This is a genomic window from Runella defluvii, from assembly GCF_014195535.1.
In the GTDB taxonomy this organism is placed as follows: Bacteria; Bacteroidota; Bacteroidia; order Cytophagales; family Spirosomataceae; genus Runella; species Runella defluvii.
Map to the genome: position 1 here is coordinate 154,852 of NZ_JACIBY010000001.1, position 25,459 is coordinate 180,310.

Genomic DNA, 25,459 nt, shown 5'->3' on the forward strand with positions numbered 1-25,459 from the left:
ATGAATACATCCATTAAATCTTTTGTACTTGCAGGCTCAGTAATGCTTTTGAGCGCTGCCTGTGCCAACCGACTCGATGTACAGCCGACTCAAAGTATCGACGAATCGACGGCCTTGGCAACCGAACAAGACGTAAACGTAACCCTTGTAGGGGCGTACGATGGTATGAGTAGCATAAATGTATATGGTGGCGCTTTCCAATATACGGGCGACCTTCTTGGCGATGACCGCGAAGTGGTTTTCGGTGGAACGTTTACTACCTTAGACGAGCTTTGGCGTAAAACAATTACCCCTGGTAATTCCCAAACTACGCTCACTTGGAACAACTCGTATGCTGCGATTAACCGTGCCAACAACGTGTTGAGTGCCCTCGACAAAGTAAGCACTGCTAACCGAGGTCCCGTTGAAGCGCAAGCTCGTTTTATTCGGGCGGCGATTTACTTTGAACTCGTACGCTTGTATGCCAAAGCTTGGGGTGACGGCGATAATGCGGCCAATTTAGGCGTACCGTTGGTGTTGAACCCTACGCGTTCGGTCACTGACGAAGATTACAAAGCGCGTAACAGTGTCGCAGAAGTGTATGCCCAAATCATTGATGACCTGACAAAGGCGGAGCAATTGGCCAAATACCCGCCTGCTATTGCCCTTTTGGCACGGGTTTATTTGATGCAAGGAAACAATGCCTCTGCGCGTGATGCGGCCAACCGCGTTATTGCCTCAGGATTATTTGAACTTGAAACTGATTTTGCCAATGCCTTTGTTGACGACAATGCCGAGAGCATTTTCAGCATCGTAGTAACCGATCAGGATGGTGCCAACGACATGAATACGTACTATGCTTCTGCCTTGAACCAAGGTCGTGGAGATATTCGAGTTCAGACAAAACATTTGGCTCTTTACGAAGCAAACGATATTCGTGGTAAATTCTTCAATACAAGCAACGCAGGTTCACGTACATTTACCAGCAAATTCAACGATCGTTTTGGCGATGTACCCGTGCTTCGTTTGGCTGAAATGTACCTTATCCGTGCGGAAGCAAACTTCCGTTTAGGAACGACCGTAGGCGCAACGCCTTTGGCCGACATCAACATGATTCGTGCTCGGGCAGGTTTGGCGCCAGTTGCGTCACTTACTCTAGCCGCTATCCTGAAAGAACGTAAACTGGAATTAGCGTTTGAAGGTCAACAAATTCACGACATCAAGCGTACCAAAGGAACGGTAGGGACAACGGTTTTTAGCGCTAATAACTTGGTTCTTCCGATTCCACAACGTGAAATTGATACGAACAAAAAATTAGTACAAAACCCAGGCTATTAATCGTTTGGGAGTTTCTTTATCAACAATTTGAAGAGTAGTTCAGACACGTCGCATATTAATTTGTGCGACGTGTTTATTTTATTCGTAAATCGCTTTTTGATACCATTGTTTTGAATAGTATGACGAATCGTCACGAGCTTTTTTATAATTACCTCGCCCAAACGTCTGATTTTCCGCTCGCCCTCGACATCGACCGTGCGGAGGGCATTTATCTGTACGGTGCCAACGGCGAAAAATACGTCGATATGATTTCGGGGATTGGCGTTAGCAACGCAGGCCACCGACACCCTCACGTGCTGAAAGCCATTCACCAGCAGCTCGATAAATACATGCACTTGATGGTGTACGGGGAGTACATCGAAACACCACAAGTGAAGTTGGCAGAGGCGCTGGTCCAGACCTGTAAGGTTCCGCGCGAGACCTGTAAAGTTTCCAAAAACCTTACAGGTCTGGAGCCATTAGACAACGTCTATTTCACCAACTCAGGCGCGGAAGCAGTCGAAGGAGCCATGAAACTCGCCAAGCGCTTTACGGGGCGCAGCGAAATCATTTCATGTTTCAATGCGTATCATGGCAGCACCCAAGGTGCACTGAGTTTGGCAGGGGCTGAGTTTTTCAAACGCAATTTTCGACCGTTGCTTCCCGATGTTCGTCACATTCGTTTTGGCGTATTGGAAGACCTTTCCCTAATCACGACCCGAACGGCCGCCATCATCATCGAAGTGATTTCGGGCGAAGCGGGTGTGCGGGTTCCCGACGTTGCGTACCACCAAGCCTTGCGCGCGCGCTGTACCGAAACGGGCACGTTGTTGGTCTATGATGAAATTCAGACGGGCTTTGGGCGAACGGGCACCTTCTGGGCGTTTGAGCAATTTGGGGTCGTACCTGATATTTTGTTGTGTGCCAAAGGCATGGGAGGCGGAATGCCCATTGGGGCGTTTATTTCGTCCAAAAGCATCATGGCAGTTTTTAAAAACAATCCCATTTTAGGCCATATCACTACCTTTGGTGGACATCCTGTGAGTTGTGCTTCTTCGTTGGCTACCCTAGAAGTGATTCAGTCAGAAGGACTTGCTGAAAGCGCTGTCGCTAAAGGGCAGCTTATTCGCGGGTTGTTACAGCATCCTTCCATCAAAGAAATTCGGGGGGAAGGATTGATGTTGGCGGTCGAGTTTGAGTCGTTTGAAGTACTAAAACCCATCATCGACCGCGCGATAGGGCGGGCAAAACAGGGCACGGGAGTAATCACCGATTGGTTTTTGTTTTGCGATAACTCCATGCGAATCGCCCCGCCGCTTGTCATAACGGAAGCCCAAATTAGGGAAGCGTGTAATATCATTTTAGAAGCAATAGATTGACAAATTTTAATACCTTTGTGGCCTCAATCTACCAATCATCTACCAGTATATATTGACGGGCAAGTTGTCCGTACTACAAATCAAATGGATACCCGATTTTTAGGAGTGGGCGTGGCTTTAGTTACCCCCTTCGACACCAACCACGATATTGATTACACGGCGCTCAAAAAACTCATTGATTTTGTAAGCGAAGGCGGTGTAAACTACCTTGTTGTTCAAGGTACAACGGGCGAAACCTCCACTACTACTGCTCAGGAGAAGCTCGATTTGTTGAAGTTTGTTCAAGATAATAATTCCAAAAAGCTCCCAATTGTATATGGTTTAGGTGGCAACAACACCCGTGCTGTGTTGGAAACATTGAAACAAACCGACCTTTCGGGAGTAGATGTTATTTTGTCGGTATGTCCTTATTACAACAAGCCTTCACAGCGTGGTTTAATTGCCCACTTCACGGCCATTGCCGACGCGAGTCCCGTGCCTGTATTGTTGTATAACGTACCTGGCCGTACGGTGGTAAACATGAAAATTGAAACCATTGTTGAGTTGGCTAAACACCCCAATATCATCGGTATCAAAGATGCGTGTGCCAATTTTGACCAATACATGGAGTTGGCTAAACTGTGCCCAAGCGACTTTTTGTTGATTTCGGGAGATGATAACCACGTTTCACCCATGATTAGTATTGGTTGGAAAGGGGTTATTTCGGTGATTGCCAACGCTTTCCCGAAAGAATTTACCGAAATGACGTGGCACGCCCTCGAAAATCGTCCCGACGAAGCCGCCGCAATTCAGTATCGTTTCTTGGACATGGACGGCCCATTGTATGCAGAATCAAATCCTGTAGGCATCAAAAAGTGCCTCGAAATCAAAGGGATATGCAGCAGCGAAGTGCGTTTGCCATTAGTCAAAGCTTCTGACGAACTTGGCGTACAACTTACAACCATTATGACCCGCGAGGGGTTGCTGTAGTAGATAACTATTTTCCCGATATACGAAAAGAGGCTGTCCCACAAGGACAGCCTCTTTTCGTTTGTTTTTTTGGAAAACCACACTACGGTAACATAAACACCGCGTTGGAGAACAACAACTTACCGTTGTACCAAAAACCACGGAAAAGTGGGTTGTTGGCGATGTAAACTATTTTACCACGACCTACTTCTTCTACACCAAGGAAAAGAGAGTTAGGGAGTTTTTCCTTCACATTCTTACCCGTAAAACCAGCTACGTAGCCATCTTTTTCACTTTTTAAGTAGCCAACGTTCCAGCCGTTTTTCAAGAATTCGTAGTTATAAACGTTGTTGACAAGGGCAAAATAGTGGTCAGGGAATCCAAAGGCCAATGGGTGCGAATTGTCCAATTTGATTTTATAGATACTTCCTGGCGATTCGTCTGACACCGACTCGCGCTCGCGGTTAGCAAACGCTTTCAGGTTATCGTCATCGTTCTTTTTGTCTGACTTTTTGCTGTCGTCTTTTTTGTTTTTCAAGCCAAAACCTTCTTTGTCTGCCAAAAGCCCAGTAGCATTTTCCAACAAAATCAAACGACCACCGCTGCGGAGCCATTCGCGCAAGGCAGGGAATTGACTTTCACGAATAAGTGAACCAAAGCCCGATGGGACAATCAAGACGTCCAATTTTGCAAACGGAATCCCTGCGCCAAAACGGCTGTTTGGGTCGATGAGCGTCAGCGGGTAGCTGAGTTCTTGATCGAAGAAATGCCAAATTTCGCCTACGTTGGTCGCCGTGGTACCCTCACCTGCTAGAAGCCCAACCCGTGGCGTTGTTTTTAGGTTATAGACATAGTCAGAGCCAAAGTCAGAGCCTTTAGAAGCCGCCCCGCTTTCAGTGGCGCTGAGTGCTACCCCAAACTTAGTGGCTTCGGCTTGTACAATCTTGTCGAACGAATCACCTAGCCCTTCGTTTCCTGCACGGGTAATAATGAGCGTACCTGCGGCGTAGGTTTTGCCGCCCATGTCAAACGTTTTTTCTGCTGCCCGAACCCGTACTTTTTGTTTTGCAATGGCGGCCAAAAACTTGGCATCTTCCGCCGATTTCCACGATACAATGTAAGCGTAAGGCTTTCCACTAATGGCAGGTTGTGGGCTGCTGGCGGGTGCTTGTGGGTTAGGGGTGAGTCGCTCTTTTACGCCGTATGTTTTGGCACCGTACGCCAACGGTACGCACCAAGACGTAATATCGTAAGTGACCGAATCTTCAAGCATGGGTTTGATTTCAAACAAAATCTTCAACAGGTTCGACTTGGGTTGGTAAGCACTGATGACCAAGTCGCCCACTTCAGTTTTAAAAGACTCGTCTTTCTGAGTCAAATAGTTGTAGCCAGTCAATGCACGGCTGTCGTTGGCGTATCCGTAGCGGATTTGGTTTTTATCCAACAACGTTTTCAATGCTTTTACGCGGCCTTCATCGCCTGCTGTTTTTACAACGTACGATTTATAAAGGCCAATGGGGCTATTTTGGTTGCGGTCGTAGAATTTCACAAACTCTTCTACTACTTTTCCCGAACGGTCAGCGATGGCTTCCATGGTGGCAATACTCGCCGCCGATACGTGCGCCACGCGGTGGGTCAAGCGAAGGGTATCTCCTTCATCGGGGCGCTCGTAGGCCAAGCCAGCGATGCCGCCGCCACCTTGCTCGTAAGTCATGGCAATCGCACCGTTGTAAGTAGGCCAAGTATCACCATAACTTGGATAAAACAAATCAAAACGCTCGCGGGTATAATAGAGCCAGCTGTTGCGGTCAAAGTAGCGTTTGTTGTATGTACCAATCACTTCCTGCATTTCGCGTTGCCACGGCGTGATGTCCTCGTGGTAAGGCTTGGCTGATGGGGCAAAATAGTACGGGCTGTTGGGACCCATTTCGTGGAAGTCGCCGTGTACTTGCGGCATCCATTGTTGAAAAGCAGCCACGAGTTGTTGCATAATCTCTTGGGTCTGCCACGCCCAGTCGCGGTTGGGGTCAAACAAGTAGTGGTTCCAACGTCCTCCTGGCCAAGGCTCGCCGTGTTCCCAAGCGGATGTGTTGGCATTGGCGGTCACACCTACTTTTTGGTTGTACCAGTTGATGTAGCGGTCGTGGCCGTCGGGGTTAAGGCAAGGGGCCAAGATAACCACGGTGTTTTTTAGAATCTTGTCGGCTACCGCTCCACCTGCCAACAATTCGTGTAATACTTTGGGAAATGCGGCCGAATTGGTTACTTCGTTTCCGTGCACGTTGTAACTCATCCACACAATCGCAGGCCGCGTTTTGCTGGTTGGTTGCCCAGCCATCAAACCGATGCTCTTGAGGTTGTCGGTACGGATTTGGTCTAGGTTTTTAATGTTTTCTTCCGAACTCACGACGACCATCATCAGTGGACGTTTTTCAAATGTTTGTCCGTACGACATCAATTTTACTTTGGTAGGCACTTGCTGCGATACGTGCGTAGCATACTGATAAAGACGGTGGGTAGGTACCATTTGCTCCCCTGGCGCAAAGCCAAAGAACTGCGTAGGAGATTGAAGTTGGGCCAGAGCCTGTAAGCTCAGAAGTAAGCCCGTCAAAAACAATAGTGGTTTTCTCATGGAGGTTTTAGTTGAGATGAGTTGTAACAAATGATTAGTTTGGGACAACAATTAAAAATGAATGGCCAAAAATACGCAAACTTTAAAGATACCGTAAAATTATTGGACGAGCCCGAAAGAAAAAGCGATGTAGCTGCTTTTAATAGAAAACTAATCCAGCTCTTTTTATGAACTCTCGTCGCGATTTTCTTCGCCAAGTGGGCGGTTCGGCCCTTACTTTATCATTGGCTACTACTACTTTTCCCGAACAAGCACACGCTTTACCTGCCGACGGCAAGCAACTTGGCGTGGCTTTGGTGGGGTTGGGAAGCTACGCCGACCGCGTGGCTACGGCCATGAAAGATTGTAAGTTGGCAAAACTTATAGGGGGTGTCACAGGAACCCCTACTAAAATTGATACTTGGAGCACCAAGTTTGGGCTGGACAAAGCCAATTTTTACAGCTACCAAAATTTTGAACAAATCAAAGATAACCCTGCCATCGACGCGGTGTATATAACGCTTCCTAACTCTATGCACCACGAATACGTGATTCGGGCGGCCAAAATGGGGAAGCACGTGATTTGTGAAAAACCAATGTCGGTAACGGTCAAAGAAGCTGAGGAGATGATTGCCGCCTGCAAAAAAGCGAACGTCAAACTCTATATTGGGTATCGTTTACACTTTGAACCCTATACCCGTGAACTGATTCGCTTGCGTAAATCGGGCGAATTAGGAAAGATTTTGCACGTAAATTCCTACGATGGTTTCAAAATTGGTGACCCCAAACAGTGGCGTCTCAAGAAAGCCTTAGCGGGTGGTGGAGCCATGATGGACGTGGGCATTTACTGCATCAATGGTGCGCGTTATGCCACGGGAGAAGAACCGATTTGGGTATCGGCGGAAGAAACCAAAACCGACCCTGTTAAATTCAAGGAGGTTGACGAAACCATCACTTGGCAAATGGGCTTCCCAAGCGGAGCGATTGCGTCGTGCGTGACTACCTATAATTTCAACAACTTAGAACGATTGTATGTCATCGGGGAAAAAGGCTTTGTCGAGCTTAGTCCCGCGTTTGGCTATGGCCCTATCAAAGGCCGTACTCACCAAGGCGCAATGAGTTGGGATACCACCAAAATGCACCAAACGTGGCAAATGGACGGTTTGGCTGACTGTATCCTCAACGGAAAACCCGATCCTAACATGACGGGCGAAGAAGGACTGAAAGACATGAAAGTGATTGAGGCGGTTTATAAGTCTATTGCAGCTGGGGGGAAAAAGGTGTCGGTGGTTTAACCTGATTTCGGTCAGACGATAGTCAGACCGCTAGGGCAGTTGCAAGCAAAAAATACTAAGGGCGGTCTGACTACCGTCTGACCGTAGTTCGAGGTTTCGGTCAGACGATAGTCAGACCGCTAGTGCAGGTGCAAGCAAAAAATGCTAAGGACGGTCTGACTGCCGTCTGACCAATGTTTGGCGACAGTCAGAATTAACGAATTGTAAAACCACACTCATTAAACGTACCTAAAACTTCATTTGAGCTTAACTTTTGCGTGAAATAGGGGTAATACCACGAAGCTATTTTTGCAGCTTAATCCATTTCGTTATATGCAAAAGATACTTTTACCCCTCACGCTATTGTTGTTTGTATATGCTTGTGCCGATCACCGTCTCGACCCTGCATTCAATGAAAACCCTGCTACTTTTGCCGAAATTGCAAGCATTGATATCGGTGACACAGGCGCTGCTGAGATTAGCGCGTATGATCCCACTACTGGGCGCTTGTTTGTGGTCAATAACAGTACCGTTAACAAAATTGACATCCTAGAAGTAGGAGCGAATGGCCAGCTCAAGGTCATCGGAAATATCAGCATGGCTCCGTACGGCGGAGCTGTCAATAGCCTTAGCATTTATAATGGTAAATTAGCGGCCGCTATTGAGTCATCTACCAAAACGGATCCAGGCAAGGTTGTGGTATTCAACACCATTGACCAAAAAGAAGTAAAAGTTATCCCAGTAGGTGCTTTGCCTGACATGGTAACGTTTTCGCCTGATGGTCGTTTTATTCTTTCTGCCAACGAAGGCGAACCCAATGACGCCTACACCATCGACCCCGTTGGAAGCGTTTCTATCATTTCGGTGGATGATAATTATTCGGTAAAAACCCTTGATTTTTCGGGTTTTGCGCCTCAGCAAGCAGCCCTTAAAGCCCAAGGATTGCGTATTTTTGGATTAAACGCCAGTTTTGCCCAAGACATTGAACCCGAATACATTACCGTATCAGAAGACTCAAAAACCGCTTGGGTGACGTTGCAAGAAAACAATGCCATTGCCAAAATTGACCTTACGCCAAAAGCGATTACCACCATTTTTCCATTAGGCTTCAAAAATTATAACCTCGATGAAAACGCCATCGACGTGAGCGACCAAGACAATGCCATTGCGTTGAAAAAATGGCCTGCTTTTGGGATGTATCAGCCCGACGCCATTGCCGTTCTAGAGTCAGGTGGTGTGCCTTATCTTTTCACGGCCAACGAAGGTGACGCCCGCGAATACACTGGTTTTTCCGAAATCCGTCGTGTAAATCACAGTTCAATAGTACTCGACCCAACGGCCTTTCCTAACGCCGCTACCCTCAAAGCCACTGCTCAAATGGGACGTCTAAACATTACTACCACGCTCGGTGATACCGATGGAGACGGAGATTACGACGGATTGTATTCATTGGGAGCACGTTCGTTTAGTGTATGGAACGGAAATACGGGCGCTCGGGTATTCGACAGCAAAAATGAGCTTGAAGTGCACAGCATTGCCGCGGGAGTGTATGACGACGCTCGTAGCGACGACAAAGGCGTTGAGCCTGAAGGTATTGCCATCGGTCAAGTCGGGACTCGCAAAGTAGCTTTTGTAGGCATGGAACGCGCCGACGCAGTGGCTGTTTATGACGTGACCAATCCCACTGCTCCCGTCTTTTTACAACTTCTCAAGACGGGTGATGCACCAGAAGGTGTTTTGTTTGTCCCCGCAAACCAAAGCCCGCTCAAGAAAAGCTTATTGATTGTCAGCAGTGAAAACGACGGCGTTATCAAAATTTACCGTCCTCAATAAGGAGAAAATTGTGGTTGTGAGCAACCACAATCACAAAACGGTAACGATACCTAATCAATCTGTCAACGGCGTTGCCTAATTTAGGCAGCGCCGTTGTGGTTTTTGGTGCTAAATTCCGAAAAAATTGGTATGTTTCGTGTTTAAACATCATCAACATGAAACTTCTCTACCTAACTCTTCTTTCTTGTTTATCCCTCTGCGTTTTTGCCCAGAAACCTCCAATCTCTAGCCTTAAAGAGACGATTACAGCACGCCTCAAAACCGTAGAAGGGGAGTTCGCAGTTGCTTTTAAAGACCTTCAAACGCAAGAGACCCTTTTTATTAATGATCACGAAAACTTCCACGCAGCGAGTACCATGAAAACGCCCGTGATGATTGAGGTTTTCAAGCAAGCCAAAGCTAAAAAATTCAAACTTACGGATTCGATTTTGGTCAAAAATGAATTCAAGAGCATAGTCGATGGCAGCCCGTTTAAGCTTGACATTAGCGACGACAGCGCCGATGATATGTATCGCCAAATTGGCAAAAAAATGACGATTTATGACCTCACCTATCAAATGATTATTGTGAGTAGTAACCTTGCCACGAATATTTTGATAGACCTCGTGGACGCCAAAAATGCCAATACAACCATGCGTCAACTTGGGGCGCAAGATATTCAGGTTTTGCGAGGAGTGGAAGACACCAAAGCGTTTCAGAAAGGACTGAACAACTCCGTCACAGCTTATGATTTGATGCTTATTTTTGAAAAAATTGCGTTGAAAAAAGTGGTCAACAGAAAAGCCTGTGATGCCATGATTCGTATTTTGTTTGATCAAAAATTCAACGAAATTATTCCTGCCCAACTTCCCACCAACGTCAAGGTGGCTCACAAAACAGGTTCCATTACGGGAGTTCAGCACGACTCGGGCATCGTATTTCTTCCCGATGGACGAAAATATGTGCTGGTTTTATTGTCAAAGAAATTGACCAAACCCAAAGAAGGAGTAAAAGCACTCGCGGATATTTCAAGGCTAATTTATGAAGCCGTAAAATAAGTTTGGGCTATCTTTGGAAGGTTTAGGGAAGCTAATCGTAAGTTTAGTAAAAAAATTTGTGTCAAAAAGGCGGTAGAACATAGCCTTTTTTAGCCTTTTCGTGGGCTTTTTGGTGATTTTTGTCTTTTTTTCAATGAAATGTATTTCTTTCTACCAGAATAAGTCACTAACTTTGTAGAGTTGTTTAAACGACTGCCACCAAAATAGGCTGTGTTTAAGTAAACTAGAAGCTACTACATTTACTAATGATGTTACTTCTTATTATAAGAAGAGTCAAAATAAAGAGTTTTTCATAACGTTGAGTAAAGTCAAAAAGCCGCGCGGATCTTCTGCACGGCTTTTTTGTTTTTATACTATTCAATAGAATTAGAACCACTCGGGCTGCATCTCCACCGTTGCTCGATTCTGACTAAGAAGACGCTTAGCCAGCGCCGTTGTTTTTGCCAATTCATATTCAAAGAAATAATGAGCGGTCGCTATTTTCCCTTGGTAAAAATGGCGTTCTGAATCGGCGTTGGCATCCGCCAGTTTTTTGTTTGCTTCGGTTGCTTGTTTGAGCCACTGCCAAGCGATGGTCGTAATTCCAAACATTTCTAAATACAGCGTAGCATCGGCCAAAAACGCCTCCACATTTTGCGGAGCTATCGCCAACAAATGCCCCGTTACTTGTTGTACCTTGAGCAATGTCTTTTCCAACTGCTCGGCCCAAATAGGTAGCTTTGGTTCGTTGGCAACGGCTTTGGCCTGCGCGATGGCTAGGCTCATTTCTTCGGCCAGCAATTGTACCGCTTTTCCACCTTTGAGGGTAATTTTTCGGCCTAACAAATCGAGCCCATGAATCCCCGTTGTGCCTTCGTGAATGGGATGAATACGGGCTTCGCGGTAATATTGTTCGAGCGGGAAATCGGTCGTATAGCCTGCACCTCCCAAAATCTGCACGGCGGCACTGGTAGTTTGGCAGCACATTTCGGACGGATACGATTTGGCAATGGGCGTAAGCAAATCCAGTAAAAGTTCGGCTCTTTCTTTATCGGTGCCTTGGGCTACGTGGGCAATATCGGCCCAAAGTCCACACTGCAACAACAACGATAGCGAACCTTCGACCACCGACTTTTGAAATAATAACATTCGTTTGACATCGGCGTGGTGGATAATCAGCGTCTGAGGCTGGGTTGGGTCTTTGGCTGCGATGGGCCTGCCTTGCGGGCGCTCTTTGGCATAGGCCAACGAAGCGTGGTAAGCCGCCGTACCGATGGCCGCCGCGTTGGTGCCCACTCCAACCCGAGCTTCGTTCATCATTTGGAACATATAACTCAAGCCTCTGTGTTCTTCGCCCACCAAATAGCCTACACAATCGGCATCCGAGCCAAACATCAAGTGCGCAATGGGTGCTCCTTTGTAGCCCATTTTATGATAGACCCCTGCCGTGGTGACGCCGTTAGGCACCAATCCTTCAGGGGTAACGCGTTGCTGAGGTACTACAAACAAAGAAATTCCTTTGGTGCCCGCAGGCCCACCTTTGATTTTGGCCAACAACAAGTGAACTACGTTTTCGCACGCGTCGTGGTCGCCGCACGAAATAAAGATTTTTTGCCCTTGTATTTTGTAAATACCTGCGGTTTGGGTGGGCTCGGCACTGGTAGAAATGTCTGATAATGAGCTTCCTGCGTTGGGTTCGGTCAGGGCCATGGTGCCTTGCCAACGGCCGTTGTACATGTTGGGCGTGTAGGTGTCAATCAGTTCGGGAGAACCAAAACTTCGAATCAAATTGGCCGCTCCTGTGGTCAAAAATGGATACACACTGGCCGAATAATTGGCGGCTTGAAAAATAAACGCTGCCGCATTGTGAACCGTCGCGGGGAGTTGTTGCCCGCCTTCTTCGTAGCGAAAAGTGGCATTTATCCAGCCATCTTCCCCAAAACGCCGCGTGATGGCTTTCATCCCTTCGTGGACGCGGATTTTGCCATCGACAAGTTGGGGCTCATTTCGGTCCATTTCGGTGAGTAAAGGACGCAGCATTTTGTCGGCGATTTGCTCGGCGGCGTCCAGCACCATGTCAAACGATTCCCGATTGTGGTCTTGGAAGTACGGGTATTGTACCAACTGCTCCACGTCAAGCAGTTGGTACAGATTAAATTGAAGGTCGCGTTTTGAGAAAAACATACAATTATTTTTTTACCTCATCCCGCAAAGCTTTTCGTAGAATTTTGCCTACGTTGGTCTTGGGCAATTCGGTACGGAATTCGATGTGCTTAGGGCATTTGTAGGCCGTCAAGTTTTCGCGGCAATAGGCCATAATTTGCTCTTTTGTAAGGCTTTCGTCTTTTTTTACCACAAAAATCTTCACCGCTTCGGTTGTTTTTTCGTCGGGTACACCAATACAAGCAACCTCCAAAACACCCTGACATTGGGCTACGACATCTTCTATTTCGTTGGGATACACGTTGAAACCTGACACAAGTACCATGTCTTTCTTACGGTCAACGATTTTGAAAAAGCCATCAGCATCCATCACCCCAACATCCCCCGTTTTGAACCACTGACGGCCATCGGCAGGGTCGGTAAACATCACTTTGGCCGTTTCGTCGGGGCGGTTGTAGTATCCTGGCATTACCTGTGGCCCTAATGCGCAGATTTCACCCGCTTCGCCTATGTCGGCCCAGGTGCTATCGTCGCGCATGATGCGCATTTCAGTACTAGGGAAGGGGATTCCGATGGTGCCGACGCGGTTGTCGGTGGTTTTCAATGGGTTGGCACAAAGCACGGGCGACGTCTCAGACAAGCCGTAGCCCTCGGTGGGCAAATTGCCTGTGAGCTTATACCAGCGTTCGGCCACCACTTTTTGTAGTGCCATTCCTCCCGCCGAGGTTATTTTGAGGCCGCTAAAATCCACCTCGCCAATTTTAGGGTTGTTCATTAAGCCATTGTACAGCGTATTTACCCCCGTAAAGGTGGTCACTTTGTATTTTTTGAGGTCTTTGATAAATGCCTCCATATCGCGTGGATTGGTAATCAACAGGTTCATTCCGCCGTTTTTAAGGGCAGAAAGGGCGTTGCACGTAAGCGCGTACACGTGGTACAGCGGCAAGGCGGCCACAATCACGTTGGTTTGTCCTTCGGGAATCGTATTGAGCATCGGGCTCAAATAAACGCAGTTGGCTTCTACGTTAGAAATAATGTTGCGGTGAGTGAGCATGGCGCCTTTCGACACCCCCGTTGTCCCACCCGTATATTGAATAAAGGCCAAGTCTGAATTTCTCAAATCAGGTTTTTGGTATTCGGCGGCGGAGCCTTTGCTCAACGCATCCGTAAACGACTTTGCGGTAGGAAGGTCATAGTCAGGAACCATCTTTTTGACATTCTTTACCACAAAATTGACAAGTTGTTTTTTGCCAAAACCCAACAAATCGCCAATCTCGGTGACCAGTACGTGCTCGATATTGGTATGGGGAAGCACTTTTTCTAAGTTAGAGGCAAAGTTGGCCAAAATCACAATGGCTTTTGCTCCCGAATCTTTGAACTGGTGCTCCATTTCGCGGGGCGTATAAAGCGGATTGGTGTTGACCACCGTGAGCCCTGCCCGCAATGCGCCAAACATCGCAATGGGGTATTGCAGTACGTTGGGCATTTGAATCGCAAGGCGGTCGCCTTTTTGGAGGCCAATGCTTTGCAGGTAGGCCGCAAAATTGCGCGACTGTTTATCTAACTCAGCATACGTAATTTCTTTCCCCATGCAAGCGTAAGCTTTACGCGAAGCATATTTGGTAAAGCCTTCGTCAATCATTTCTAACAACGACGAATAGACATCTGGATTAATTTCAAAGGGCATTCCCGCTGGATAAAATTTTAGCCACGGAAAGGTATCTCTAGTTACAGCCATTCAGATTTTAGGTTGATGTTTAGAAAAAATTGTACACTACAAAGATATAAACGAAGTTAGAGGGAAGAAGTTTTACCCCTGACTTTTCATGACAAAAAATGATTTTAAGGTCTTTTCCTCTATATTCAGTACGACAGAACGAGCAAAAACGTCTATTGAAAAAAAAACTTTACCCGGTTTAAAGTAATTTTCAACGTTGTTCGTCTAACCAATTAACCACTTAAAATTAACATTGGCAACCGCACGACTACCTATTGTTCAGACCATCAAAAAGTACAGCAAGCAACTTTTTGGCTTCATTCGTCAGCGCGTAAGCAGCGACGAAGATGCTGAGGATATTTTGCAGGACGTTTGGTACCAACTGAGCAGTCAGCCCGAAGTAGAAGCCATTGAGCAAGTGGGAAGTTGGCTGTATCGTGTGGCTCGGAACCGCATTGTGGATACCTACCGCAAGCAGCGCCCCGAAACCCTCGAAGATTACGGCTACGAGGACGAAGACGGCGAAATCGTGTTCAAGGATTTATTGCTCGCCGACGACGGAACGCCCGAAAGTGACTATCTCCGCGAGTTGTTTTGGCAACAACTCATGGAAGCCCTCGACGAACTGCCCGAAAACCAGCGCCAGGTATTTGTGTGGAACGAACTCGAAGACGAGACGTTTCAGGAGATTGCTGACCGCACGGGTGAGAACATCAAAACGCTGATTTCTCGCAAGCGCTACGCAGTGCAGCACTTGCGAAAACGGTTGGCGGGTTTGTACCAAGATTTATTGATTGATTAACCATTTTTTTGACCAACGCAACCATGACTACTAAACACAATCGTCGGGCCTATTTTTTCTTATTTCCGCTTTTTGCGGCGGTGGCCGTTTTGGTACTTGGGGCTGCCGTCATGTGGCTTTGGAACGCTATTTTGCCTGCGCTACTGGGAGTAGCATTTATCTCTTACTGGCAAGCCGTGGGGTTGTTGATTTTGTGCCGTTTGTTGTTTGGGAACTTTAGCCGTGGCAAGGGCGCACCTTGGGCACAGCACGCCCAAAAGAAAGCTGCTTTTCGGGAAAAATGGCTACACATGAACGAGGAAGAGCGCGCTCGCTTGCGCGAAGAATGGCGCAAACGTTGCGGTAAAAATTAAGTGCTATAGCACAAGTTAATCGTTATCTGTTAATCGTTATCCGTTCAAAGTCAATGAATTGTATAGAAGCAAATACCCCAAAACTTTTGCTCTGCCACTTTAATTCAAAAAAAATCAGAATTCGTTAAAGTAATTTTTGATTTCAATCGTCATCCTATTTGTACAGGGTTTGTACACGTCACCATATAACCATTTAACAGCTATGTTTACTATTTTGAGAGTTATCGGAGCCGTATTTTTTGGCGCATTATTTCTGTTCATATTGCCTTTCTTATTATTGAAAGCGTTTTTCTTTTTCTTGTTTTTTGGCTTGGCATTTCGACTTATGATGGGTCGCCGCCGTCGCCAATGGAAACGCTATCAGGCGTATTACACACCTTATGAGGACGTAACAGCGCAGTATCGTAAAGAAAACTTGAACGATTCGTTTCAACACCCTATCACGAAAATTTAATCAATTTTAATAGCCATGTATCATCATCACAGAAAATGTGGGCACGGACACCCTGGAATGGGGTTCGGCCCGTTTGGAAAACAGTTCGGTCGCGCCTTTGCAGGTAATCAATACCGAGTACCTGTCAATGTACTAAAAACCGAAAACAGCTACGAAATTTTCGTCATCGCTCCCGACCGCGCCAAGGAAGACTTTAAAATTAGCCTCAAAGGCAACGAGTTGACGATTGCGTATCAGGCAAAAGAAGACATCAAAGAAAACCAACAGTGGATTCGCAACGAATTTACCAAGGCTTCGTTTGAGCGTACCTTTGTCATTGACGAAACCATCGAGTCGGAAGGAATCAAAGCCGAGTACAAAAACGGCGTATTGCAAGTGACATTGCCTTTTGTGCCTGGGTCAGCAAAACCCGCACAGGAAATTGCAGTGGCGTAAACGTGAAAAGGGTTGCTCACAACCCGCCCGAAGCGCATAATAAAAATAGTCGGCTGCCAAGGTAGCCGACTATTTTTATTATAAACCTGTCAACAGGCACACTGAAAATCGTAAACTTATTTCAACCCACCTACCATGTCTTCAGGGCGTACCCATTCATCAAATTGGTCAGAAGTCATGTGGGTGAAATCCAAGCCTTTGAGTTCAAACTCAAGAGCGGCTTGTTTGAGGGTAATACCACGCTTGTGGGCATCTTGCGCGATGGCCGCCGCGTTGTAGTAACCGATTTTAGGGTTCAAGGCCGTTACCAACATCAACGAGTTGTTGACGTGCTTACGGATGTTGTCCGTCAATGGCTCGATACCTACTGCACACTTATCGTTGAAAGCCACGCATACATCGCCAATCAAACGCGCTGAGTGCAAGAAATTGTAAATCATCACAGGCTTAAATACGTTCAACTCGAAGTGACCGTTTGAGCCACCGATGTTGATCGCCACGTCGTTGCCCAATACTTGGCAGGCGACCATGGTCATCGCTTCGCACTGCGTTGGGTTTACTTTTCCTGGCATGATAGAGCTTCCAGGCTCGTTGTCAGGAATGAAAATTTCGCCGATGCCTGCGCGTGGTCCCGACGAAAGCATACGGATGTCGTTGGCAATTTTCATCAAGCTAACGGCCACCGTTTTAAGCGCGCCGTGGGCTTCTACCACTGCGTCGTGCGCGGCCAAGGCTTCAAACTTGTTTTCGGCCGTGATGAATGGCAGACCTGTCAACGCTGCGATGTGACCCGCTACATTTTCAGAATAGCCTTTTGGCGTGTTGATACCCGTTCCTACGGCCGTTCCGCCCAACGCCAATTCTGACAAGTGCGCCAAGGTATTGTTGATGGCGCGCAAGCCGTGGTCAAGTTGAGAAACATAGCCCGAAAATTCTTGTCCGAGTGTAAGCGGAGTAGCGTCCATGAAGTGCGTACGACCAATTTTTACCACATCTTTAAACGCCTCCGATTTGGCTTTGAGCGTATCGCGGAGTTTTTGGATGCCAGGGATAGTAACTTCGATTAAAATTTTGTAGGCCGCAATGTGCATCGCTGTCGGGAACGTATCGTTGGAAGACTGCGACTTATTGACGTCGTCGTTGGGGTTCAAGAATTTTTTCTCGTCCAACAACGAACCACCGTTGATTACGTGGGCGCGGTAAGCAATCACCTCGTTGCAGTTCATGTTTGACTGCGTGCCTGAACCCGTTTGCCAAACGACCAACGGAAACTGGTCATCGAGCTGACCTGCCAAAATTTCGTCGCACACTTGTGCAATCAAATTCTTTTTGTCTTCTGGAAGGATACCTGCCTCAAAGTTGGTGATAGCAGCCGCTTTTTTCAAGTAAGCAAACGCCCGAATGATTTCCTTTGGCATTTTGTTAATGTCTTGGGCAATCGGGAAGTTCATGATGGAGCGTTGTGTTTGTGCTCCCCAATACACGTGTGCAGGTACTTCTACCTTTCCCATCGTGTCTTTTTCTATACGGAATTCCATTGGATGAATGACGGGGCCGCCCGCGCGGTGAATTTGAATGAATGATTGAGTCGATGGATGAGCTAATTGGGACAATTGTTCAGCCATCTTGCAAAAGTAAACACAAATCGCTTACCCGCTTTTGATAGAAATCATAATCTCTCTAATTTTACCAAAAAAATAAAACCAATGACTGCATCTTCCACAATCCGCAAACAGCGTTTGAAGCTGGACATTGAGGTGACTCGTAAGCAGAAGAAAGCACTTCTGAGCGTGCTCAAAGCGCTTGATATTGAAGTTAAGCCACGAGAACTGACGGAAGAAGAGGAAGATTTCGCGTTGGGCATTGCGGTAGAAGAAGGGAAGAAAGAGGGCAGATTGTCAGAAAAAGAACAAGAAGAGTTTTTGAAATGGATGCAGAATGAAATTTCAAACCAATAAATCATTTGAAAGAGACTTAAAAAAGAGTCCTTCTGCTCTTATTTCTGAAGTGCTAGCAATTTACAATCAAGTTGGTAAAGCTCAGAACCTCAAAGATATTCCAAATCTCAAAAAGCTATCGGGATATAAAAATGTTTACCGAATTCGAGTTGGAGAATATCGGATTGGGCTTTACGTGGAGGAGGATACCATTGTGTTTGCACGAATTTTGCCCCGAAAAGAAATTTATCGCTTTTTTCCTTAAAAGTTAGTAGTCAAGCAGCGTAGATTAAGAGTAAAAGAAAGTAGCAGTTTGAAACACACACACACAACCTTTGTAGCACCTACAAGATTAACCAATAATTAATAACTGTGGCCACGCCACTCATCTCAATTTGTTAAAATGCTTCACAAAGTATTAAAAGTAAACCCCAACGATAACGTAATCGTAGCTTTGCGCGACCTACCAGCGGGCGAAGTTGTTGAGTTTGAAGGAGAATCTTATCTCTTGCCCCACACCGTTTATGCCAAGCATAAGTTTGTAACCCACGATTTGGAAACGGGCGATGCCGTAACCATGTATGGCGTATTGGTAGGCCGTGCCTCGCAGCCTATCAAACGCGGCGAACCCATTACCACTTATAACCTCAAGCACGACTCTGAGTCGTACAGCACAGCCAAACGTCAGCCGTATAGCTGGACCCCGCCCGACGTAAGTAAGTGGGTGGGACGCACGTTTAAAGGCTACCGCCGCTCCGACGGAAAAGTCGGAACCTACAACTACTGGTTGGTGATTCCGTTGGTATTTTGCGAAAACCGCAACGTATTGACTCTAAAAACTGCTTTTGAGCGTGAATTAGGCTATGCACAACCCGAACTGTACCGCGACCAAGTGCGCGAAATGCTGCATTTGTACCAAAATGGTCAGTTGGAAACAGTTCAAAAATTAGCGCCTTTCACCGATTCTTCAACGCCCCGCCCGTGGTCTAATGATTTAAATCGTCCTTTCAAAAACGTTGATGGGATTAAGTTTTTGACCCACGAAGGTGGCTGCGGAGGTACACGCCAAGATGCCCACACGCTTTGCTCGTTGTTTGCGGCTTATGCCGTTCACCCCAACGTGGCAGGGGTGACAGTGTTGAGTTTGGGTTGTCAAAACTCGGAAGAAAAAATCTTGATGGACGAAATCCACAAGCGTAGTCCTAAGTTTGATAAACCGTTGTATATTTTTGAGCAACAGCAAGGAACGGAGGCGGCGATGATGTCGGCAGCGATTAAGCAAACGTTTTTGGGCTTAATCAAAGCCAACGAATGCGAGCGTGAAGACGTGTCTATTACCGAACTGGTTGTTGGCCTAAAATGTGGCGGTTCGGATGGCTTCTCTGGAATTTCGGCGAATCCCGTTTTGGGACAAGTATCAGATATTTTGGTGACATTGGGTGGAAAAACTTTGTTGGCAGAATTTCCAGAATTGCACGGCGTGGAGCAAGAACTCCTCAACCGCTGCGTGACGGAAGAAAAAGCCGCCAAGTTTGAAAAACTCATGCGCGACTATTCGGGCAAAGCTGATGCCGTAGGTTCGGCTTTTGCGTTTAACCCTTCGCCTGGAAACATCAAAGATGGTTTGATTACGGACGCTATCAAGTCGGCGGGAGCAGCGAAAAAAGGCGGCTCGGCACCGATTCAGGACGTGACCAACTACACCGAAATTTCCCACGAAAAAGGCTTGCAGTTGGTGTGTACCCCAGGCAACGACGTAGAAGCCACCACGGGAAAAACCGCCGCAGGAGCAACTGTGATTTTGTTTACGACAGGTTTGGGAACGCCCACAGGAAACCCCATTTGCCCCGTGATGAAGGTATCAACCAACTCCAAATTAGCCGAGAAAATGGTGGATGTGATTGACTTTAATTGCGGAACGGTCGTGACAGGAGAGGAAACTATTGCCGAAAACGCCGATGCTTTACTCGAAGAGATCATCGCCGTAGCAAGCGGTAAATTGACCCACGCCCAGCGCCTCGGCCAAGACGATTTCATTCCGTGGAAACGCGGCGTATCGTTATAAACTGGTAAACAGTACGATAGATTCAAAAGGGTCAGTCGGAACTATACCGACTGACCCTTTTTCATTTTATGCGTCCTTGGGCTTGTCCCGAATTCCGTTTCGGAATCCCTACGGTTTAGCGTTTTCGACGCATTTAATCACAGCTAAAAACATGATACAAAAAACAGCCACACTTTATCGAAATGCGTACGGCGGGATGTCGCGCGAAATATGGTTGCTTGCCGCCGTGATGCTCATCAACCGCTCAGGAACAATGGTCATTCCCTTCATGAGCGTTTACCTGACCCAATCACTACATTTTACCCTGTCGGACGCAGGGTTGGTCGTAAGCTGTGCGGGAGCAGGAGGGATTCTTGGGGTGTATTTAGGCGGAAAACTCACCGATAAACTCGGCCATTATTACGTGCAATTGTTCAGTTTGGCGCTGGGGGGAATGACATTTTTTGTGTTGATGCACATGCGCACAATTCCTACGCTCTGCGCTACGGCATTTTTCCTCAATTTGGTGGGAGAAGGGTTTCGTCCCGCCAATTCCACCTCAATTGCCTTTTACAGCACGCCCGAAAACCGAACGCGGGCGTACGCACTCAACCGTTTGGCCATCAACGTCGGCTGGGCGATAGGGCCTGCTTTGGGCGGAATTTTTGCTACCATTGGGTACAAGTACCTCTTTATTGCGGATGGCATCACCAACGTGTCGGCGGCCTTGTTTTTGTTGTTTTTGGTAAAAAATAGGAACAACGCCACCGAAGAGCAAAAACATACCGAACAAGAAGTTCCTGTTACTCAATCGGCCTTTCGCGACGGAGTTTTTATGCGGATGTTGGTTTTTACGGTGCTTTTTGCCATTTGTTTTATGACATTTTTCAGCATCGTTCCTGTCTTTTGGCGTTCTGAGTTGAAAATCAAGGAAGTGTATATTGGGCTGTTGCTCGGAATGAACGGGGTGTTGGTAGCTGCCGTCGAAATGCTGTTGATTTATCGAATTGAGCGACTCCGTTCCAAACTCACCTTCATTGGCTGGGGAGTATTGTTGTGCGGCTTGGCCTACTTGTTTTTCGTCCTTTTCCCTGGAATGGTGTGGATTCTGCCCGTTGCTGTGGTGACCATCACCTTCAGTGAAATGCTGGCGATGCCGTTTCTCAACTCCCTCACCATTGAGCGCTCAACTCCTCAAAATCGTGGACAATATTCGGCTTTGTACTCGATGTGTTACTCTGTGGCGCAGGTGACAGCGCCTGTATTGGGTGGTCAAATTGCCACTCGTTTTGGATTTTATACGCTTTGGGGCGTGTTAGTAGGAGTATCGGTGGTAAGTTATCTGGGATTTCGGTGGGTAGAGTCACTGACGGTAGAACGAAGTCGTGTGCTTTCTTAAAAACAAAACATCCCGAAAGTTTTGAACTTTCGGGATGTTACAATCGCCATTAATTCTGTAACCTAATCACGTGGATAGGTTTCTCTTCCATGATGGCTTTGGGTAAAAATGCCCATAAAAGCACATAAATGAAGACGACAGGTACGCCAGCGGCAAAGAAGAACGCGATGACAAACAAGATACGAACAATCGAACGGTCGATGTCGAAATAATGTGCTAAACCTGCGGCTACACCACCGATGGCGGCTTGATTTTTTATGCGATACAATCTGTTAGTTTCCATGGCTGTTAAATAGTTTTTGTGTTATTGTTGAATCAAAGGTACTATGTAATACCCAATAGTTCCAACAACCCCCACACCAATGGAAAAAAAACGGGACAAAGGGAGTTTTTTAGGGACGAGCTTTAGTCATTGATGTGCAATAACCCCACCGTTTGGGCATAAATATCTTGGAGCGAAATGGCCGATGGCAGCATCATTAACTGAATAGAATCGTCCAAACGGCGGGTTTCGTGCACCAACGCCCATACGTTAGGTGATTCTAGTTTTTGCCACACTTCTACTTTAACTCGCTCTGAATCAATGAGGACGTATTCCTTAAAAGAGGGAATGCTGCGGTAGTATTCAAATTTTTCGCTTCGGTCGTATTGCGCTGTACTTTTAGACAAAACCTCAATGATGGTCGTAGGATTGAGCATGGTGTCAAACTGGTCATCGAGCAACTCAAGCTTTCCACAAACAATCGTCAAATCGGGGTAGGTGTAAAATTCTTCGGTAGGGATCCATAGTCGAAAGTCTTGAGAAAAATGCTGGCAACGAGAGTTCTTGAGGCGAACTCCTATCTCTACGCTTAAATTTGCGGTCACACGATTATGATTGCGTGACGCCCCCGCCATCAACGTGATTGTACCTCGATGGTATTCACTTTTGAATTCAGCAGCGCGTTCCCATTGCAAATAATCATCGGGCGAGAGTGTTTTTTCAACGGCAGACATAACTTTTAAGGCATTGTTTACAACAAAAATACGATAATTCCCCTATCACCGCACTATATTTGCAGCAAGACAAGTCAAAGTGGTGCTAGTCACCCGATTATTCACTCACCGAGGCGGTTCGCCGCTCCAGTTTAACGATACGCTATAGTTAGAATGAAAGTCCTCAAGTTTGGCGGCACTTCGTGCGGCACAGTCGAAAGTATCCAGCAAGTCATCCAGATTTTACAAGATAATATTGCAAAAGGCGAACGCATTGCCGTGGTGTACTCGGCAATGGGGGGCGTCACGAATAAACTGATTGAAATCGGGCGCATGGCGTCCACGGGAAATACCGATTATTATGATGCACTCAAAGCTCTCGAAGAACGTCACTTTACGGCCGTGCGCGGGTTGATTGATATTAAAAGTCAGAGTAGCTCTATTGCCAAAGTACGTGGCTTGGTCAATGAATTGGAAGATTTGTTGAAAGGGATTTCGTTGATTCGTGAACTATCGACGCGCACGCTCGACTTATTGATGTCGTTTGGCGAACGCCTTTCGACGACCATCATTACTGAAGCCCTCAAGGCACGCGGCGTAAATGCAGAGTTTTGTGATGCACGCACGCTCATTCGTACCAACAATCATTTCAGTTACGCCGAAGTAGATTTTGAGGTAACAAACGCCCAAATCAACGCCCATTTCGCCAAAACTGACGCCTTGTTGTGCATCACAGGCTTTATTGGTTCTACCGAAGACGGAATCACCACGACGCTCGGCCGCGGAGGTTCCGACTATACAGGTTCGATTTTTGGGGCGGCATTGGACGCTGAGGTAATTGAAATTTGGACAGACGTGGACGGAATGATGACCGCCGACCCGCGTAAGGTGTCAAACGCCTTCACGATTCCAACCATTACGTACGCCGAAGCGATGGAGCTGAGCCACTTTGGAGCAAAGGTGATTTACCCGCCGAGCTTGCAACCTGCCTTTGCCAAGAACATTCCAATTAAAGTTCTCAATACGTTTAATACGGCTTCAGAAGGAACGACCGTGCACAACACGGCCCTCGAAACGCCTTATGCCATCACGGGGATTAGTTCGATTGACGACATTGCGTTGGTCAACGTCCAGGGAAGTGGGATGATTGGGGTGGCTGGGGTGTCGGCTCGTTTGTTTTCGGCCATGTCGCGCAATAAAATCAGCGTGATTTTGATTTCGCAGGCGTCGTCAGAGCATTCGATTTGCTTTGCGATTGACCCCAAAAATGCGGAACGAGCCAAAGATGTTCTCGACCAAGAGTTTTCGGTTGAAATTGCCGCAGGCGACATCGACCGCGACGGTATTCAGATTCAGCGCAACGTTTCTATCATCGCGATTGTAGGCGAAGGAATGCGTCGTAGTACGGGGGTGTCGGGTAAATTATTTACTGCCCTTGGTAAAAACGGCATCAACGTGATTGCGACGGCACAAGGCTCTTCGGAGTTGAATATTTCGGTGGTGATTCAGAAAAACGACCTTTCGAAAGCACTCAACGCCATTCACGGGGTGTTTTTCCAGTCGGAAGTACGGACGCTCAATTTGTTTGTGGTAGGGACGGGCTTGATTGGAAGTACGTTTTTGAAACAACTTGCGGCGCAATCGGAGTATTTAGCCAAAGAAAAGTTGTTGAAAGTCAATGTGGTAGGGTTGGCACGTAGCAAAAAAATGTGGCTCAATCCCGAAGGAATAAGCCTGCAAAATTGGCAAGAAGAACTGGACGAAAACGGTAAAACGACCAGCCTTTCGGCCTTTGTTCAGCGCATTCGGGAGTTCAATTTACCAAACAGCGTTTTCATAGATTGTACGTCTGACAAAGACATTATTCAATATTATTTCCCGTTGCTCGATGCGAGCGTGTCGGTAGTAACGCCCAACAAAGTGGCTAATTCGAGCAGCTACGCGGAGTACCGTCGTTTGCAACAAACGGCTGTTCGCAAGGGCGTTAAGTTTTTGTACGAAACCAACGTAGGTGCTGGTTTGCCCATCATCAATACGATTCAAGGCTTGATGTCAAGTGGGGATAAGTTTGTCAAAATTGAGGCGATTTTATCAGGCACGTTGTCGTTTATCTTCAACAGTTTTGTGGAAGGGACTCGTTTTGTGGACATCGTTGGTGAGGCCAAAGAAAAAGGTTACACCGAACCCGACCCACGCGACGATTTGAGTGGCTTGGACGTAGCGCGTAAAATCTTGATTTTGGCACGGGAAACGGGCATTGCGCTCGAAATGAGCGACATTCAAATTGCCCCTATTTTGCCCGAAAACTGTTTACAAGCGCCCACTGTCGATGCGTTTTTTAAGGAAGTAGAAGGCTCGGATGCGTATTTCGCGAATTTGCTCAACGAGGCTGTCGCCAAAGGTGAAAAGCTTCGCTACATCGCCACTCTTGAAAATGGTAAAGCCACGCTTCAACTTCGTACGGTGGACGCTGACCATCCGTTTTATTCGCTTTCAGGTGCCGACAATATTGTCTCGTTTACCACTGAGCGTTACAATACCCGCCCGCTCGTGGTGAAAGGCCCGGGTGCAGGGGCTGAAGTCACGGCCTCAGGCGTATTCGCCGACGTAATGAGTATCAGTAGTTATTTGGCATAACCGTACCTCTTCTTTTCTTCGGTTTTGAGAAACCTCCGGCACGGTGCGTGTGCGCGTGTCGCTGGTTTCTCAAAACCAGCCTGTTAGTAGCGAAGTTTGTGCGGCACTGGGTTTTGAGAAACCCTTTCTTCGGTTTTGAGAAACCTCAGGCACAGCTACGTGGAAACCTCAGGCACGGTGCGTGTG

General features: G+C 47.0%; 21 protein-coding genes. 15 read left to right on the forward strand and 6 right to left on the reverse strand.

The window, feature by feature from the left end:
* The 3 genes from FHS57_RS00550 to dapA all read left to right on the forward strand — a co-directional run bounded on the left by FHS57_RS00550 (position 1) and on the right by dapA (position 3,644).
* The gene (locus tag FHS57_RS00550; RefSeq protein ID WP_183970920.1) at positions 1 to 1,317 is read left to right on the forward strand and encodes a RagB/SusD family nutrient uptake outer membrane protein; all 1,317 of its coding nucleotides are present in this window, start codon (positions 1 to 3) and stop codon (positions 1,315 to 1,317) included.
* 119 nt (positions 1,318 to 1,436) lie between these two features.
* On the forward strand, positions 1,437 to 2,675 hold the full coding sequence (locus tag FHS57_RS00555; RefSeq protein ID WP_183970921.1) for an aspartate aminotransferase family protein: 1,239 nt from the start codon (positions 1,437 to 1,439) through the stop codon (positions 2,673 to 2,675).
* Between the two features lie 84 nt (positions 2,676 to 2,759).
* On the forward strand, positions 2,760 to 3,644 hold the full coding sequence (dapA, locus tag FHS57_RS00560) for a 4-hydroxy-tetrahydrodipicolinate synthase (RefSeq protein WP_183970922.1): 885 nt from the start codon (positions 2,760 to 2,762) through the stop codon (positions 3,642 to 3,644).
* An 82-nt stretch (positions 3,645 to 3,726) separates the two neighbouring features.
* Here the strand turns inward: dapA and FHS57_RS00565 are convergent, their stop codons facing one another.
* Positions 3,727 to 6,255, reverse strand: coding sequence for a M14 family metallopeptidase (locus FHS57_RS00565; RefSeq protein WP_183970923.1), 2,529 nt, complete (start codon positions 6,253 to 6,255; stop codon positions 3,727 to 3,729).
* A 167-nt stretch (positions 6,256 to 6,422) separates the two neighbouring features.
* Between FHS57_RS00565 and FHS57_RS00570 the strand changes: the two genes are divergently transcribed.
* The 3 genes from FHS57_RS00570 (at position 6,423) to FHS57_RS00580 (ending at position 10,378) form a co-directional block, all read left to right on the forward strand.
* Entirely contained in the window at positions 6,423 to 7,529 is a 1,107-nt protein-coding gene (locus FHS57_RS00570) for a Gfo/Idh/MocA family protein (RefSeq protein WP_183970924.1), read from the forward strand.
* 312 nt (positions 7,530 to 7,841) lie between these two features.
* Positions 7,842 to 9,341 (forward strand): choice-of-anchor I family protein, encoded by a 1,500-nt coding sequence (locus FHS57_RS00575; RefSeq protein WP_183970925.1) that lies wholly within the window; start codon positions 7,842 to 7,844, stop codon positions 9,339 to 9,341.
* 155 nt (positions 9,342 to 9,496) lie between these two features.
* Entirely contained in the window at positions 9,497 to 10,378 is an 882-nt protein-coding gene (locus FHS57_RS00580; protein WP_183970926.1) for a serine hydrolase, read from the forward strand.
* A 366-nt stretch (positions 10,379 to 10,744) separates the two neighbouring features.
* Here FHS57_RS00580 and FHS57_RS00585 read toward each other — a convergent pair whose 3' ends face one another.
* The gene (locus FHS57_RS00585; RefSeq protein ID WP_183970927.1) at positions 10,745 to 12,541 is read right to left on the reverse strand and encodes an acyl-CoA dehydrogenase; all 1,797 of its coding nucleotides are present in this window, start codon (positions 12,539 to 12,541) and stop codon (positions 10,745 to 10,747) included.
* A 4-nt stretch (positions 12,542 to 12,545) separates the two neighbouring features.
* Positions 12,546 to 14,258 (reverse strand): AMP-binding protein, encoded by a 1,713-nt coding sequence (locus FHS57_RS00590; protein ID WP_183970928.1) that lies wholly within the window; start codon positions 14,256 to 14,258, stop codon positions 12,546 to 12,548.
* Positions 14,259 to 14,490: 232 nt separating this feature from the next.
* Between FHS57_RS00590 and FHS57_RS00595 the strand changes: the two genes are divergently transcribed.
* From FHS57_RS00595 to FHS57_RS00610, 4 genes are all read left to right on the forward strand, one after another.
* Positions 14,491 to 15,039, forward strand: coding sequence for an RNA polymerase sigma factor (locus FHS57_RS00595; RefSeq protein WP_122934089.1), 549 nt, complete (start codon positions 14,491 to 14,493; stop codon positions 15,037 to 15,039).
* Between the two features lie 23 nt (positions 15,040 to 15,062).
* Positions 15,063 to 15,392 carry a hypothetical protein gene (locus tag FHS57_RS00600; protein WP_183970929.1) on the forward strand — a complete coding sequence of 110 codons (330 nt, stop codon included), beginning with the start codon at positions 15,063 to 15,065 and terminating at the stop codon, positions 15,390 to 15,392.
* A gap of 202 nt (positions 15,393 to 15,594) precedes the next feature.
* Entirely contained in the window at positions 15,595 to 15,846 is a 252-nt protein-coding gene (locus FHS57_RS00605) for a hypothetical protein (protein WP_028522544.1), read from the forward strand.
* Between the two features lie 15 nt (positions 15,847 to 15,861).
* Positions 15,862 to 16,281, forward strand: coding sequence for an Hsp20/alpha crystallin family protein (locus FHS57_RS00610; RefSeq protein WP_183970930.1), 420 nt, complete (start codon positions 15,862 to 15,864; stop codon positions 16,279 to 16,281).
* Between the two features lie 116 nt (positions 16,282 to 16,397).
* On the opposite strand, the gene fumC is transcribed toward FHS57_RS00610, so the two are convergent.
* Positions 16,398 to 17,819 (reverse strand): class II fumarate hydratase, encoded by a 1,422-nt coding sequence (gene fumC, locus FHS57_RS00615; RefSeq protein ID WP_183971741.1) that lies wholly within the window; start codon positions 17,817 to 17,819, stop codon positions 16,398 to 16,400.
* A 168-nt stretch (positions 17,820 to 17,987) separates the two neighbouring features.
* Here fumC and FHS57_RS00620 point away from each other — a divergent pair, with 168 nt between their 5' ends.
* The 4 genes from FHS57_RS00620 (at position 17,988) to FHS57_RS00635 (ending at position 21,661) form a co-directional block, all read left to right on the forward strand.
* Complete coding sequence (locus FHS57_RS00620) at positions 17,988 to 18,239, forward strand: hypothetical protein (RefSeq protein WP_183970931.1); 252 nt, start codon at positions 17,988 to 17,990, stop codon at positions 18,237 to 18,239.
* Entirely contained in the window at positions 18,220 to 18,483 is a 264-nt protein-coding gene (locus FHS57_RS00625) for a type II toxin-antitoxin system RelE family toxin (RefSeq protein WP_183970932.1), read from the forward strand. Before FHS57_RS00620 ends, FHS57_RS00625 begins: the two co-directional genes overlap by 20 nt.
* Before the next feature lie 138 nt (positions 18,484 to 18,621).
* A complete protein-coding gene (locus FHS57_RS00630; protein WP_183970933.1) occupies positions 18,622 to 20,283 on the forward strand; it encodes a UxaA family hydrolase in 1,662 nt (553 codons plus the stop codon).
* Positions 20,284 to 20,434: 151 nt separating this feature from the next.
* Complete coding sequence (locus tag FHS57_RS00635; protein ID WP_183970934.1) at positions 20,435 to 21,661, forward strand: MFS transporter; 1,227 nt, start codon at positions 20,435 to 20,437, stop codon at positions 21,659 to 21,661.
* 49 nt (positions 21,662 to 21,710) lie between these two features.
* Here the strand turns inward: FHS57_RS00635 and FHS57_RS00640 are convergent, their stop codons facing one another.
* Entirely contained in the window at positions 21,711 to 21,944 is a 234-nt protein-coding gene (locus tag FHS57_RS00640) for a PspC domain-containing protein (protein ID WP_028522540.1), read from the reverse strand.
* Positions 21,945 to 22,066: 122 nt separating this feature from the next.
* Positions 22,067 to 22,657 (reverse strand): Uma2 family endonuclease, encoded by a 591-nt coding sequence (locus FHS57_RS00645; protein ID WP_183970935.1) that lies wholly within the window; start codon positions 22,655 to 22,657, stop codon positions 22,067 to 22,069.
* Positions 22,658 to 22,810: 153 nt separating this feature from the next.
* Here FHS57_RS00645 and thrA point away from each other — a divergent pair, with 153 nt between their 5' ends.
* Entirely contained in the window at positions 22,811 to 25,273 is a 2,463-nt protein-coding gene (gene thrA, locus FHS57_RS00650; protein ID WP_183970936.1) for a bifunctional aspartate kinase/homoserine dehydrogenase I, read from the forward strand.
* Positions 25,274 to 25,459: the final 186 nt, after the last annotated feature.

What these genes read in the sequence shown, in the direction of transcription:
- FHS57_RS00630 (WP_183970933.1), top strand. Translation starts at nt 18,622, where the DNA reads ATGCTTCACAAAGTATTAAAAGTAAACCCCAACGATAACGTAATCGTA.
- FHS57_RS00550 (WP_183970920.1), top strand. Translation starts at nt 1, where the DNA reads ATGAATACATCCATTAAATCTTTTGTACTTGCAGGCTCAGTAATGCTT.
- FHS57_RS00600 (WP_183970929.1), top strand. Translation starts at nt 15,063, where the DNA reads ATGACTACTAAACACAATCGTCGGGCCTATTTTTTCTTATTTCCGCTT.
- FHS57_RS00635 (WP_183970934.1), top strand. Translation starts at nt 20,435, where the DNA reads ATGATACAAAAAACAGCCACACTTTATCGAAATGCGTACGGCGGGATG.
- FHS57_RS00555 (WP_183970921.1), top strand. Translation starts at nt 1,437, where the DNA reads ATGACGAATCGTCACGAGCTTTTTTATAATTACCTCGCCCAAACGTCT.
- FHS57_RS00580 (WP_183970926.1), top strand. Translation starts at nt 9,497, where the DNA reads ATGAAACTTCTCTACCTAACTCTTCTTTCTTGTTTATCCCTCTGCGTT.
- FHS57_RS00590 (WP_183970928.1), bottom strand. Translation starts at nt 14,258, where the DNA reads ATGGCTGTAACTAGAGATACCTTTCCGTGGCTAAAATTTTATCCAGCG.
- FHS57_RS00620 (WP_183970931.1), top strand. Translation starts at nt 17,988, where the DNA reads ATGACTGCATCTTCCACAATCCGCAAACAGCGTTTGAAGCTGGACATT.
- FHS57_RS00605 (WP_028522544.1), top strand. Translation starts at nt 15,595, where the DNA reads ATGTTTACTATTTTGAGAGTTATCGGAGCCGTATTTTTTGGCGCATTA.
- FHS57_RS00585 (WP_183970927.1), bottom strand. Translation starts at nt 12,541, where the DNA reads ATGTTTTTCTCAAAACGCGACCTTCAATTTAATCTGTACCAACTGCTT.
- FHS57_RS00565 (WP_183970923.1), bottom strand. Translation starts at nt 6,255, where the DNA reads ATGAGAAAACCACTATTGTTTTTGACGGGCTTACTTCTGAGCTTACAG.
- thrA (WP_183970936.1), top strand. Translation starts at nt 22,811, where the DNA reads ATGAAAGTCCTCAAGTTTGGCGGCACTTCGTGCGGCACAGTCGAAAGT.
- dapA (WP_183970922.1), top strand. Translation starts at nt 2,760, where the DNA reads ATGGATACCCGATTTTTAGGAGTGGGCGTGGCTTTAGTTACCCCCTTC.
- FHS57_RS00640 (WP_028522540.1), bottom strand. Translation starts at nt 21,944, where the DNA reads ATGGAAACTAACAGATTGTATCGCATAAAAAATCAAGCCGCCATCGGT.
- FHS57_RS00645 (WP_183970935.1), bottom strand. Translation starts at nt 22,657, where the DNA reads ATGTCTGCCGTTGAAAAAACACTCTCGCCCGATGATTATTTGCAATGG.
- FHS57_RS00570 (WP_183970924.1), top strand. Translation starts at nt 6,423, where the DNA reads ATGAACTCTCGTCGCGATTTTCTTCGCCAAGTGGGCGGTTCGGCCCTT.
- fumC (WP_183971741.1), bottom strand. Translation starts at nt 17,819, where the DNA reads ATGGAATTCCGTATAGAAAAAGACACGATGGGAAAGGTAGAAGTACCT.
- FHS57_RS00575 (WP_183970925.1), top strand. Translation starts at nt 7,842, where the DNA reads ATGCAAAAGATACTTTTACCCCTCACGCTATTGTTGTTTGTATATGCT.
- FHS57_RS00610 (WP_183970930.1), top strand. Translation starts at nt 15,862, where the DNA reads ATGTATCATCATCACAGAAAATGTGGGCACGGACACCCTGGAATGGGG.
- FHS57_RS00625 (WP_183970932.1), top strand. Translation starts at nt 18,220, where the DNA reads ATGAAATTTCAAACCAATAAATCATTTGAAAGAGACTTAAAAAAGAGT.